At 61.7% G+C, this 12,440-nt stretch carries 12 protein-coding genes; 9 read left to right on the forward strand and 3 right to left on the reverse strand.

Translation table 11 applies throughout. From position 1 onward, the window contains the following. Positions 1-165: 165 nt before the first annotated feature. Positions 166-630: an MlaD family protein gene (locus KP701_RS02615; protein ID WP_215745594.1), complete on the forward strand. Its 465-nt coding sequence runs from the start codon at positions 166-168 to the stop codon at positions 628-630. Between the two features lie 21 nt (positions 631-651). On the opposite strand, the gene KP701_RS02620 is transcribed toward KP701_RS02615, so the two are convergent. Both KP701_RS02620 and KP701_RS02625 read right to left on the reverse strand, forming a co-directional pair. Then, positions 652-1,716: a D-alanine--D-alanine ligase gene (locus KP701_RS02620; RefSeq protein ID WP_215745595.1), complete on the reverse strand. Its 1,065-nt coding sequence runs from the start codon at positions 1,714-1,716 to the stop codon at positions 652-654. Between the two features lie 5 nt (positions 1,717-1,721). Continuing rightward, positions 1,722-2,288, reverse strand: a complete 567-nt coding sequence (locus KP701_RS02625) for a DedA family protein (RefSeq protein ID WP_041110405.1) — start codon at positions 2,286-2,288, stop codon at positions 1,722-1,724. 182 nt (positions 2,289-2,470) lie between these two features. Between KP701_RS02625 and KP701_RS02630 the strand changes: the two genes are divergently transcribed. The 8 genes from KP701_RS02630 to KP701_RS02665 are packed head-to-tail and all read left to right on the forward strand — an operon-like array spanning position 2,471 to position 10,283. Then, positions 2,471-3,466 (forward strand): lytic murein transglycosylase, encoded by a 996-nt coding sequence (locus KP701_RS02630; protein WP_215745596.1) that lies wholly within the window; start codon positions 2,471-2,473, stop codon positions 3,464-3,466. Further along, a complete protein-coding gene (locus KP701_RS02635; RefSeq protein ID WP_252345347.1) occupies positions 3,453-4,301 on the forward strand; it encodes an RlpA-like double-psi beta-barrel domain-containing protein in 849 nt (282 codons plus the stop codon). Before KP701_RS02630 ends, KP701_RS02635 begins: the two co-directional genes overlap by 14 nt. Beyond that, positions 4,298-5,572, forward strand: coding sequence for a D-alanyl-D-alanine carboxypeptidase family protein (locus KP701_RS02640; RefSeq protein ID WP_215745598.1), 1,275 nt, complete (start codon positions 4,298-4,300; stop codon positions 5,570-5,572). Before KP701_RS02635 ends, KP701_RS02640 begins: the two co-directional genes overlap by 4 nt. Before the next feature lie 4 nt (positions 5,573-5,576). Next, positions 5,577-6,221 carry a dTMP kinase gene (gene tmk / locus KP701_RS02645; protein ID WP_215745675.1) on the forward strand — a complete coding sequence of 215 codons (645 nt, stop codon included), beginning with the start codon at positions 5,577-5,579 and terminating at the stop codon, positions 6,219-6,221. Beyond that, the gene (locus KP701_RS02650; RefSeq protein ID WP_215745599.1) at positions 6,218-7,141 is read left to right on the forward strand and encodes a DNA polymerase III subunit delta'; all 924 of its coding nucleotides are present in this window, start codon (positions 6,218-6,220) and stop codon (positions 7,139-7,141) included. Before tmk ends, KP701_RS02650 begins: the two co-directional genes overlap by 4 nt. A gap of 30 nt (positions 7,142-7,171) precedes the next feature. Then, positions 7,172-8,707 (forward strand): methionine--tRNA ligase, encoded by a 1,536-nt coding sequence (metG, locus tag KP701_RS02655; RefSeq protein ID WP_215745600.1) that lies wholly within the window; start codon positions 7,172-7,174, stop codon positions 8,705-8,707. Continuing rightward, positions 8,704-9,489 carry a TatD family hydrolase gene (locus tag KP701_RS02660; protein ID WP_215745601.1) on the forward strand — a complete coding sequence of 262 codons (786 nt, stop codon included), beginning with the start codon at positions 8,704-8,706 and terminating at the stop codon, positions 9,487-9,489. The genes metG and KP701_RS02660 overlap by 4 nt, the downstream gene beginning before the upstream one ends. Continuing rightward, positions 9,486-10,283: an MBL fold metallo-hydrolase gene (locus KP701_RS02665; RefSeq protein ID WP_215745602.1), complete on the forward strand. Its 798-nt coding sequence runs from the start codon at positions 9,486-9,488 to the stop codon at positions 10,281-10,283. Before KP701_RS02660 ends, KP701_RS02665 begins: the two co-directional genes overlap by 4 nt. Positions 10,284-10,402: 119 nt before the next feature. On the opposite strand, the gene KP701_RS02670 is transcribed toward KP701_RS02665, so the two are convergent. After that, a complete protein-coding gene (locus KP701_RS02670; RefSeq protein ID WP_215745676.1) occupies positions 10,403-12,028 on the reverse strand; it encodes a porin in 1,626 nt (541 codons plus the stop codon). Positions 12,029-12,440 lie beyond the last annotated feature (412 nt).

Raw genomic sequence — 12,440 nt, forward strand, 5'->3', positions numbered from 1 at the left:
AAGCCTTCTTCACAAAGGCAGGAAAGCAGATCACTTGCCTGATGGTGGCAGGGGACGCAACCTTGGAGGTAACGTTGCTGGCAACGTTGGTCTTCACCTTGACCGGGCGGTCAAGGGAGGACTAACTCCCGTTCTGTTCAAGATTTTCCGGAAGGCGAGGCTGGCATGCAGTCAACATTGAGCGGCCGTGGGGGCGCCATCCTGGCCAGCGGTCTCGTTCTGGCGATTGCCGGAACATTCCTCGTCTACGGCAATGCCCTGCGCAAGGGACCTGATTTTCAGGGCGAGATCCTGCACGCGGCCTTTAATTCCGCGAATGGCCTTCACACGGGGGCGAATGTCGATCTTGCAGGCGTGCCTGTCGGGCGTGTCGTCTCCATCACGCTCGATCCCCGGACGCAGATGGCCGACGTGGCCTTTACGGTGGACCAGCGCCTGCACCTTCCCGTGGATACGGCCGTAGGCATCGGTGCGCCGACCATGACGGCGGACAATGCGTTGCAGATCCAGCCCGGCCATTCCCGCACGACACTGTCCGGCGAAGGCAAGATCACCGATACGCGGGATCAGCTTTCGCTGGAACAGCAGGTCAGCAATTACATCTTTGGTGGTGGCAAGCTGGATCAGTAAGGTCCGGCCGCCACGCCGGGTTCAGTCGTTCAGCGGATAGGACGCCAGCAGCCGGCGCTGCTTGCGCCAGGAGTGGAGCATCGAGAACGCCCCCGATGTCTTCCATCCGCGCGCCCTGTTGGCGGCACCGATCAGGAACGTCTGACGGTAATGTGAGAACTGGGCGCGATAGGCTTCCCACAGCGTCGTGCGGCGGTCCCAGATATGGGTCGCTTCGGAGCCGACACCATTGATCTCGATGATCCGGAAGTTCTCGCCCCGGCGCAGATCCTCAATGGAAGCGGCTTTCACGTCCACCCGACCGAAATGGAAATCCGGGATGTCCTTCATGATGGCGTCGAGGCGTGCGGTCAGCGCGTCCGTGGTGTCGGCGCGGCCGTCCCGGAAAACGGAACCCTTGCAGTGGTTGCCCGCGAAGACCAGCGGCATTTCCTCACCTTTGGCGAGGACGTTCTTTTCCTTGCCTGCCAGACGCGGCAGATAGATCTGCGGGACAAGACCCATGCGCGGATCACGCAGGATCAATTCCTCGACCGTGGAGACACCATCACCCGTCAGGACCGGCGCTTCCTTGTAGGTAATCGAGGTGATGCGACCCCGGGGCTCATCGGGATGGCGGATATAAAACAGGCCGGCCTCGACGGGATAGGTGATGAGTTCCTGCGCCAGCATGTCCACGTCATCAGGGAACTGCGGCAGGACGGCTTCGAGCTGTTCGCGGTTATGGACGAGCTTCACACCCGTGCCATTGCAGCCGATATCGGGCTTGATGACGACGGGGAAAGACAGGCCCTTGCGCTCCATGGCGTCCAGTGCCCGGCGGTCCGAGCCCTTACCACTGCGGAAGACGACGTAAGGGGCAATATAGGACTGTGCCGTGGAGCCCCCCATGTCGAGGATGGAGGACTTGCTCTCGCCGCACAGGCCGCCGGTTTCGATACGCGGGTTGGCGGCGGTCGAGATGCTGAGGTCGCGGTATTTGATCCCCATGGCGATCCAGTACAGGACGATGGGGGTGTAGAAGATGGATCCGGGCCAGAATTCGAAAAGGGAGAGTGGGTTCTGGTCGGCTTCTGACTTGGACATTGCTGTTACTGGCTCACGGTCTGGAGACGGGCGATCAGGCGCCCGACGACAACGATACACAGGACAAACCCCGCCAGCCCGGCCCAGCGCCAGCCGCCCTGATGGGCGAGCAGCCAGCCCCCGACTCTCATGGCGAGCAGGAAAAGACATGTCGTCCAGACCAGCGTAGCCAGAACTGCGGTCATGGCAAAGGGAAGGAACGGCGCGCGGAAGAAACCGCAGGCCGTATAGAGCGGCAGCCTGGCGCCGGGCACGAAACGGGAGATGGCCACGACGCGGATGACGTTCGTGCTGAACCAGTCCTGTGTGCGTTCGCGTTTGGGAAGGGTCAGGAACCGCTTGAGATAGGGCCAGCGGGCACCGGCGGCGCCAAGCCCGTACAGGCCCATGTCCCCGACCGCCACTCCGAAATAGAGTGCCCCGAGCGCCAGCGGAATGCTGACTTCTCCAGCGCGGGCGGCAATGGCGGAAAGCACGGTTGCCACGTCTTCGAGAATGAAGGTGCCGACAATGATGGTGGCTGCCTTCAGCCAGGCTGGCTGCGAGGCCATGGCGGGGCCGATGGCGATCACGAGTGGGGAGGTTCCATGAACATTGAGGCGCCGGTTTCGCACGCCAGCGCGCCAACGACAATCTTGCCCTGCCATATTTCGGTGAGAATGACCTGCCACACTCCTGCGGAGGCTGGTGATCCGTGCTGCGGATTGCTAGCGTATGTCCTATCATTTCTACCCGTAAGGGACTGGTCCTGACCGTGCTTCAAAGACGCCATCTGCTTGCCGCCCTGACTTCCGTTGCCGGTTCGGCGGTAGCCGGGATTTCATCCGCCAATGCGCAGGGCCGCGTGCAGAGTTATGGCGCTTTTCTCGAGAGTGTCCGGGCACAGGCACTGGCGCAGGGCCTTTCGCCTTCGATCGTCTCGCAAGCCCTCAGCCTGACGACGCAGCCTAACGCCTCCGTGCTCAAGCTGGACCGTCACCAGCCGGAGTTCACCCTGACCTGGGCGCAGTATCGTGATCGCGTTCTGCCGGAGTCGCGGTTTGCGAAAGGGCGGACCGTTTACGCCGCTCAGCAGTCTGTGATGTCTCCCGTCAGCGCGCGCTTCGGATGCGATGACCGCGCCGTCATGGGGATCTGGGGCCTCGAGTCGGGGTTTGGCGCGCATGACGGGACGTATTCCGTCATCGATGCGCTGGCGACGCTGGCCTTTGACGGACGCCGTTCTGCCTTCTTTCGCAACGAGCTCATGAAGGCGCTTCAGATCCTCAATGACGGCGATATCGCTCCGGCGGCCATGATCGGCAGCTATGCGGGCGCCATGGGGCAGGCGCAGTTCATGCCCAGCGCCTATCTGCGCTACGCAGCGGACGGAGACGGAGACGGCAAGCGCAATATCTGGACGTCGGAGGCGGATGTATTTGCCTCCATCGCCAATTATCTCGGCAAATGCGGCTGGCAGGTCAACGAGCCTTGGGGGCAGGAAGTCACCCTGACCAGGGTACTCGACAAGGCGGAAATCGGCCGGACCCGGCAGCGGACGCTGGGCGAGTGGATGGCGCTGGGCGTGCGTCGCGTGGATGGGACGGCATTCTCGCAGTCAAACGTTCAGGGCGCCGTCGTGCAGCCTGACGGTCCCAACACGCAGGCTTTCATGGTCTATCACAACTTCAACGTGATCCGCCGCTATAACCCCTCGGATTATTATGCTCTCGGCGTCGGGCTTCTGGGGACGGGCATTGTCTCTGCGTAAATACGGGGCCGCTCTGGCCCTTCTGCCGCTTCTTGCGGCCTGTCACCGTGAAGAACCGACGCCTGCCGCGCACCCGCATTACGAACTGGGACGTGCCTGGCGCGGAACGCACGGATGGTTCTATCCCAATGAGCAGTTCGACTATCACGTGACAGGTCTGGCAACGCGGCAGCACGCACCGGCTGGCGGACTGATGGCGGATGGTGAGGCCTGGTCCGCGAACGGCATGACGGGCGCGCATCAGACGCTTCAGCTTCCGGCGATCGTCAGTGTCCGCAATCTGCTGAACGGGCGGATCGTCCGCATCCGGCTGACCGATCGTGGCCCGGCGGATCCGGGGCGCATCATTGCGCTTTCTCCGAAGGCTGCGGATCTGCTGGGCATGACCGCGGATACGCCCGTTGAGGTCACGGAAGACGAAGCCGCCAGCCGCTCCCTGGCGGAAGGGCTGGGCAAGGCGCCTGCCCAGAACATTTCCGCGGCTCCTGTCGGGGAAGTCCGCGAGACATCCCTGAGTGACGGGTCTTCGCGGGTCTATGGGAACGACTCGTCCGCGGCGGCGTCCTCCGTTGCCGTGGGGCCGCTGCCCGCAACCTGGATGCAGGGCAGTCCGGGGCCATCGGAGTTGTATGTTCTGATGGGAATATTTTCCGGCCATGCGACGGCGGCGAGTGTTGCCATGCGGTGTGGCGGTACGGTTCTGCACGCCTCTGAAGGCGCAGGACTGGAATGGCGTGTTCTTGGCGGGCCCTATGCCGATATCGCACAGGCGGATGCGGCACTGGACCGCACCCGCCTGTGCGGGGTAGAGGGCGCGCGGATCATTGTGGAATGACGGCCGGTTGTGTGAAGGCCGTGGAACTGGGGACGAACGTGCGGACTAGACGCTCTCTTTTCGGTGGGGTGGCAGGCATTGCGGCCTGTGCTTCTTTTGCGGGACCCCTGAAGGCGTTTGCCCGCCCGCACCACCATGCGGCCCACGCCGCGAAAGCCGCGGCCGCCGCTGCGGCAGACGCTCCGGTCGGAACCCCTGCGAACACGCCCATCGGTCCGTTCGATACCGTGGCACGCTGGGCCTATGTCGTGGATTATGACACCGGCGCGGTCCTGCTCGACAAGGCGTCCGACGAGCGCATGGCGCCATCTTCGCTGACGAAGATGATGACGGCCTATATCGTGTTCGGCATGCTTGCGACGGGGCGCATCCGTCTGGAACAGAGCCTGCCGGTCAGCGAAAAGGCCTGGCGCACGCAGGGCTCCAAGATGTTCGTGCCGCTGGGCCAGAGCGTTCTGGTGTCCGACCTGATCCAGGGCATGCTGATCCAGTCCGGCAATGATGCCTGCATCGTTCTGGCTGAAGGTATTGCAGGTTCGGAAGAGCGCTTCGTTGCGATGATGAACGAGGAAGCGCCGAAGCTCGGCATGATGAACTCGCATTTCGTCAATGTGACGGGTCTGCCGGCAGACGGGCACTACATGACGGCGCGCGATGTCGCGACGATCGCTTCGCATCTGATTCGCGATTTCCCGCAGTATTACCATTATTTCGGTGAGCTTGAGTTCACCTACAACCACATCCGTCAGGGTAACCGGAACGTGCTGGTCGACAAGGGCCTCGCTGATGGCCTGAAGACCGGCCATACCGATGCGGGCGGTTTCGGCCTCTGCGCCAGTTCCAAGCGCAACGGCAACCGCGTCATCGTCGTGATCAATGGCACGTCGTCGAGCAATGAGCGCGCCCATGAGGGCGAGCGTCTGATGTCCTGGGCATTCGCCAATTTCGAGAACGCCACCCTGTTCCGTCGTGGGCAGGTCGTGGACTCCGCGCCGGTCTGGATGGGTGAACACCGTCAGGTCTCGCTGGTCGCAGGGGCCGATATCGTCATGACGCTCCCGGTGGGCTGGCAGCAGCGCTCCCATATCGGGGTGGATTATGCCTCTCCGGTGATTGCGCCGGTGACGAAGGGTCAGGTCTGCGGGGCGCTGGTGATTTCCGCGCCCAACATGGCCGATATCCGCGTGCCGCTGGAAGCTGGCGAATCGGTTGCGAAGCTTGGACTGGTCGCCCGCGCCATGACGCGTCTGGGCCATGGTCCCGCGCAGTAAGGGCATGGCTGGAAAAGGACTGTTCATTACGCTTGAAGGCGGCGAGGGTGCCGGGAAATCCACCCAGGCCCGCCTTCTGGCCGAGGCCCTGCGCGCGGAAAGGCATAAGGTTCTGCTGACGCGGGAGCCCGGTGGCACGCCGGGCGCGGAGGAAATCCGCAACCTGCTGCTGTTCGGGAAGGTTGATCTGTCCTGGCGGGCGGAAATCCTGATGCATATGGCCGCCCGGTCGGACCATCTCGACAACGCCATTCTGCCGGCGCTGGAGCGGGGCGAGATCGTGGTGTGTGACCGCTTCCATGATTCGACGCTGGCCTATCAGGGCTATGGCATCGGGCAGGGTGCGCCGGAGGTTCTGGCGTTCCTGAACGGTGCACGCAAACTCGTGGACTTCGAGCCGGATCTGACGCTGATGCTGGAGCTTCCCCGAACGCAGGCGCTCGCGCGTCTGAAAGCCCGGGGCGGCCAGACGGACCGTTACGAGGCTCAGGCGGAAGCGTTTCACGAACGCGTTCTGGCCGGGTTCGATGCGATTGCGTCCGCTGATCCGGCGCGTGTGAAACGTGTCGATGCAGGCCAGACGCCAGAGACCGTCAGCGCCGCGCTCCTGCAGGCCGTGCATGATATCCTGACGGTTCAGGGCGTGTGAGCGATCCGCGGCATACTCTGCATCTGTATGGCCATGCCGAGGCGGAAGCGACGTTCCGGCAGGCGCTGGCCGGTGGCAAGCTGCATCATGCCTGGCTGATCTGCGGTCCGGCAGGGATCGGCAAGGCAACGCTGGCCTTCCGTCTGGCGCGACTGCTTCTGAACGCGGAAAATCCGGACTCGTCGCAGGCACGGCGCATTGCAGCCGGAACACACGGCGATCTGCTGGAAATCTCGCGGGCCGTGGACGAGAAAAAAGGCCGTCTGCGCGGTGAAATTACCGCCGCGGATGTGCGCCCGGTCCAGACGTTCCTGCACCATACGGCGACCGAAGGTGGCTGGCGCGTGGTGATCGTGGACGGGGCGGAATATCTGAACCGGTTCGCGGCCAACGCGCTGCTCAAGATCCTCGAAGAGCCACCTCCGCGCTGTGTCCTGCTGCTGACCACGTCCTCTCCGGGCGCACTCCTGCCCACGATCCGCAGCCGCTGCCGGATGCTCACACTGTCCGCGCTTTCGGACGCGGATATGCGCGCCGCACTCCCCGGCATTTCTGCGGATGTGTTGGCACGGGCGCATGGATCGCCAGGTCGGGCACTCTTTCTGTCGCACGACCGGGACGGGGCGATTGCGTCATTTGTGGCGGAAATCCTCGGCGGACAGGTGCGTGCTTCGGAAACCATGGCCCTGAGTGAACGTATTGCAAGAGAGGCTGAAGGTTTCGCATTGCTCTGCGATTTGCTAGGCGAAGGACTGGCAGACCGTGCGCGCTCGGCAGCGCGGCGCGGGGATCTTGCAAAGGCCGATCTGGCGGCGCGGCAGTGTTCCGAACTGGACACGCTAAGGCGTCAGACCGAAGGCTTCAATCTGGACAAGGCCCAGGCCATCCGTCAGGCAGCGGAACTCGCTTCCGGCAGCTGAGATGGTCCGGGCGTTATGAAACGAGTGGACATGACGCGGCGCTTCACCATCACGACCCCGATCTTCTATGTGAACGGCGCTCCGCATATCGGGCATGCCTATACCTCCATCGCGGCCGACGTTCTGGCCCGCTTCCATCGCCTGAATGGCGAAGATGTGCTGTTCGTCAGCGGCACCGACGAGCATGGCCAGAAGGTCGAGCAGACGGCCGTGGCCAAAGGCATGGACCCGCAGGCCTATGCCGATGAGGTTTCGGCTTCCTTCCGCCAGATGCAGAAGGACATGGCGATCTCGACCGACGAATTCATCCGCACGACCGAAGAGCGCCACAAGGGCGCGGCCAAGGCGCTGTGGGAGAAGGTTGCGGCGAACGGTCATATCTATCTGGGCGCCTATGAAGGCTGGTACTCCACGCGCGATGAAGCTTTCATCGGCGAGGACGAACTGGTCAAGAAGCCTGACGGGACGTTCGTGGCGCCCTCCGGTGCACCGGTCGAGCGCGTCAAGGAGCCGTCCTATTTCTTCCGTCTGTCCGATTTTCAGGACCGGCTTCTGAAACTGTACGAAGACAACCCCGACTTCATCGGCCCTGTTGGTCCGCGTCGTGAAATCGAGAGCTTCGTCCGTCAGGGTCTGCGCGACCTGTCCGTCAGCCGCACGAGCTTCAGATGGGGCGTTCCGGTTCCCAACGATCCGGACCATGTCATGTATGTCTGGTTCGACGCGCTGGCGAACTATCTGACGGCCGTGGGCTATCCCGACCTCGATGATCCGCGGGCGAAATTCTGGCCGGCGGATGTGCATGTGGTCGGCAAGGAAATCGCGCGTTTCCACTGCGTGTACTGGCCGGCCTTCCTGATGGCAGCGGGTATTGATCTACCGAAGAGCGTCTTCGCCCATGGCTGGTGGACGGTCGAGGGCGAGAAGATGAGCAAGTCTCTCGGCAATGTCCTCGACCCGAAAGCGCTCGCTGACGAGTTCGGACTGGATGCGCTGCGCTTCTTCCTGATGCGCGAAGTACCGTTCGGCGGTGATTCCAACTTCAGCCGCCGCTCCATGATCACGCGCACGAATGTCGAACTGGCGAACGATCTCGGCAATCTGTGCCAGCGTACGCTGAGCCAGGTGGCTCGGAATCTGAATGGCGTTCTGCCCGAACGCGGCACGCTGACCGAAGACGATCAGGCCATGCTGGCGATGGTGACGCTTCTACCCACGATCATGTCCGAACAGATCGAGCGCAAGGCGATTACGGATGCGCTGGAGGAAGTCTGGAAAGTCATCCGCGCCGCCAACTCCTATATCGACCGTCAGGCGCCTTGGGCTCTGAAAAAGACCGATCCGGAGCGTATGGCGGATGTGCTGCGGGTTCTCGTGGACATGATCCGCGGAATCGCAACCATGCTTCAGCCTTTCATGCCGGACACGATGGCTAAGATGCTGACACAGCTCGGCGTGCAGGACGACGAACGGACATTCGCGGCTCTCGAAACGCCGCTGCCGGCGGGTCGCACGCTTCCCAAGCCGGAAGGTCTGTTCCCGCGCTTCGTCGAGGAAGAGGCATGACGGGACTGATCGACACCCATTGTCATCTGGACAAGCTCGACGATCTCGCGCCCGCTTTCGAGCTGGCGCGGGAGTCCGGCCTGTCCGGCATGATCACAATCGGCACGCGCTTTTCACAGGCTGATACACAGATTGCGCTGACGCAGCATGGCACACCGGATCTGCGGATCTGGTGCGCGATCGGCATTCATCCGGATTATGCGGGCGAGGAGCGTCTGCCGTCCGTCGAGGAGCTTGTTGCCAAGACTGAAGCTCCCTGTGTCGTGGCGATCGGAGAAACGGGGCTGGATTATTTCCATAGCGGAGATGAAGCCAGGCCAGCCCAGCACGCTGCCTTCCGCACCCATATCGCGGCCGCGCGTCAGACGGGACTGCCGGTCGTCATCCACACCCGCAATGCCGATGACGACATGATCGCCATCCTGCGTGACGAACACGCCAAGGGCGCATTTCCGTTCCTGATCCACTGCTTTGCGTCGGGCCCGAAACTGGCGGAAGCGGCGCTGGAACTCGGCGGCTATATCAGCTTCTCCGGCCTGCTGACGTTCCCGAAATGCGAGGAAATCCGCGAAGTGGCGCGCATGGTTCCGGAAGACCGCATTCTGGTCGAAACGGACAGTCCATTCCTCGCTCCCGTCCCGAAACGGGGAAAGCCGAATACCCCGGGTTACGTCGCCCATACGGCTGCCCGGCTGGCCGAAGAGCGGGGTGTGTCGCTGGATGAGATCGCCCGGATCACGACTGAAAACTCCCGTCGTCTGTTCACGAGGATCGCTGCGTGAAAGTGACAATCCTTGGATGTGGCGGCTCTGCCGGCGTTCCCATGATCGGGGGCGAGGAGGGACCACGGACGGGGATCTGGGGGGCGTGCGATCCAGCGGAGCCGCGTAACCGGCGCACACGCTCTTCAGTCGTGATCGAAGGCGAGGGCGGTTTCCGGCTTCTGGTGGATTCCGGGCCGGATTTTCGCAATCAGATGCTGAGCTGTGGCCTGAGCCACGTGCATGCGGTTCTCTACACGCATCCCCATAGTGACCATATCGGTGGTCTCGACGAATTGCGGGCCATCAACCGCGTGATCGAAACGCCTCTGCCGCTGCTGGCCACACCGGATGTTCTGGAAGAACTGCGCCTGCGTTACGCCTATGCGTTCGCGCCCTGGAAAGGCCCAGAATTCTACCGGCCGGTTTTTGACGAGCATGTCGTGCAGCCCGGAGAAACAGTTACGTTCCCCGGACTGACCGCTCGGATTTTCGAGCAGCGACACGGTCGGATCATGTCTCTTGGCGTACGCTGCGGAAACTTTGCCTACAGCACGGATGTCGAGACGCTTTCGGATGAGGCCCTGTCTCAGCTCGAAGGCGTGCAGACCTGGATCGTGGACTGCTTCCAGTACGAGCCGCATCCGGCTCATGCCTGGCTCGAACGCGTGCTGGAGTGGCGTGAGCGCCTTGGCGTAGGGCACGTCATCCTGACCCATATGGGGCCAGAGATGGATTACCAGACGCTGCGCCAGACACTGCCTGCTGGCGTCGAGCCTGCCTATGACGGAATGGTGCTAGACCTTCAGGATTAATATAGGATTCTGGTCTGCATCAGCCTGTCGATGAAGCGCGAACAGGCCGTACAGGCAGGAGCAAGAGGCGTTCTCATGAACTGAAAGACCGGGCAGGGAGGGGCCCGGTCCTTACAGGATCAGAAGGTCATCATGGCACCTGCGGACATCGTGTGGTCGCTCTCATGCGCGAAGCTGTGGGCGTCCGATTCCGTATGGGCATATTCGCCGACGATCGTGAACCAGTCCGTCAGTTTGTAATAGATCGCTCCGACTTCCGACTGGTTTCGGCGGACCAGCGAGGGATTGTCCTCACCAGGCGCCTGATAAAGGTTGCTGACGCCGTAGCTCCCAACAAGCTTGAGCTTGGGCAGGATCTTGTAGGCTGCCTGGACGTAGTAGCCTTCGGAATCACGCTTGCGCCCATCCGCCGATACGCCATCGAAGAAGATGCCGGTCGTTCCAAGACCACTGCCATAGTAGTAATAGGCCACACCTTCAAACGGTCCGCGCGTGACCTTCACACCAACGTCGCCGGCCTCGACCGTCGTGCCTTTCCGGCTGCTGCTGCCCAGTGTTGAACTGGTCAGGTTCTGCTGATGCTGAACGAGGAAGCTGCTCCAGAAGCGGGTCGTGAAGCCGAAGATGTTGCCGTCATAGGTGACTTTACCCTGAAGCATGGGCGAACTGTGCTGGGTCGTGGTCGCAGACAGGCCACCACCGGCGTAGTTGTATTCATCCAGTGGTGTCATGACGCCGACGGAAGCCTGAAAACCCTTCCATTTCGGCGAGATATAGGTGATCTGCGGCAACCAGTCCGTATAGACATAACCCACGCCGATACGGCCGAGTGACGTGTTGGCAGGATTGGCGTTGCTGCCGGTACTGCCGACGCTGAGGAGTGTGGCATCGTTCAGGATGGCGTCAGACGCAAAGAGTGCGATATCGCGACCCAGCTTGACCGTACCGAACTTGTCTGTGCCGGCGGTCATATAAACCTGACGGAAATCGAGGCCTGCCGTTCCGAGGCCCACCGGACTGCCACCCGAGTTGGCGTTGAAGGTGCTGGGATTGTTGTTGTTGATGCCGGGATACATGCCGAAGACGGCGCCGAGCTTGATCCCGTCCTGAACCGTGTTCAGCTTGAGGATCAGGCCGCCCGGCAGCAGGCCGTTACGAACGGACGAGGAATCAAAGCCGCTACTGCCGGTCGAGACGCCACCAGCAACAGCGCGACCACCGGCAGGGCTGTTATAGGTGTAGTAAGCGTTGACGAAGCCCGAGATGTTGATGTCGATCTGGCCGGCCTGGATCGTAACGCCTTTGCCCGCGACATAGGGCTTCACGCGCACGATGCTGTCCGGATTGTAGGTGCGGCGCGCTTCCAGAAGCGAATTGCGGGCATCCTGCGCACTGGCAGACGCTTCCATGGCGGCACGGCGCGCTGCGGAAACGGCCGCGATGGTCGTCACATCCGGCGGAGCGTCCAGGCTGCTGCCTTCATTCTGGGGGCCATAGCGCATGTAGCGGTTGCGATGACGCGACGGAGCGGCAGGGGGGCTGTCATCGTCGCGCTGTAGGGAAGGATGCGAGTGATGCTGGTGATGGGCCAGCAGAACATTGTATTCCGAGCGGGTCAGGCTGCCCTTGGCCCGGAGAATGTCGAGCAGCTCCGTATAATCATCTGCCCGTGCGACATTCGGAAGGACGGAGAGTGCAGCAATGCAGAATGTGCTTCCCAGGAGACTCAGGCGGCACAGTGACATAGATGGCATATAACAGCCGCTCCCGCGGATACACCGGTACTCGCAATGCGGGCGTGCACCGGTAGAATGGACTACAATGCTTTTCCTAGCGCGAATGAAGACATTCTTCGCAACAATAGGACGTGTTCTCACAAAAACGTCAGCAGATCAGGATTTTTGGACACAATAGTTGGCATAATATATCTTATACGACATTCGTGTATGTACGATCCCGGCCCTAGCATACGTCCGGATTTTTCTCCGTCAGATTGATCTGTAAGCAATAACATCAGCAGTTTTCAGCCGTTTTCCATGTATGGCAAAATGCCATTTCTGGTTTTCCGGCTTCCAGCGGCTGCTTTCGGATGGATGCAAGGCTTTCCCGTAACGGCAAACATGACACCTATGGCAAAATGCCAATTTTAGGAATTAG

This window comes from Gluconobacter sp. P1C6_b, from assembly GCF_018811945.1.
GTDB lineage: Bacteria > Pseudomonadota > Alphaproteobacteria > Acetobacterales > Acetobacteraceae > Gluconobacter.

Bases quoted from the DNA above. Each gene is read 5' to 3' on its own strand.
- KP701_RS02615 (WP_215745594.1), top strand. From the start codon at position 166: ATGCAGTCAACATTGAGCGGCCGTGGGGGCGCCATCCTGGCCAGCGGT.
- KP701_RS02620 (WP_215745595.1), bottom strand. From the start codon at position 1,716: ATGTCCAAGTCAGAAGCCGACCAGAACCCACTCTCCCTTTTCGAATTC.
- KP701_RS02640 (WP_215745598.1), top strand. From the start codon at position 4,298: ATGACGGCCGGTTGTGTGAAGGCCGTGGAACTGGGGACGAACGTGCGG.
- tmk (WP_215745675.1), top strand. From the start codon at position 5,577: ATGGCTGGAAAAGGACTGTTCATTACGCTTGAAGGCGGCGAGGGTGCC.
- metG (WP_215745600.1), top strand. From the start codon at position 7,172: ATGACGCGGCGCTTCACCATCACGACCCCGATCTTCTATGTGAACGGC.
- KP701_RS02660 (WP_215745601.1), top strand. From the start codon at position 8,704: ATGACGGGACTGATCGACACCCATTGTCATCTGGACAAGCTCGACGAT.
- KP701_RS02670 (WP_215745676.1), bottom strand. From the start codon at position 12,028: ATGTCACTGTGCCGCCTGAGTCTCCTGGGAAGCACATTCTGCATTGCT.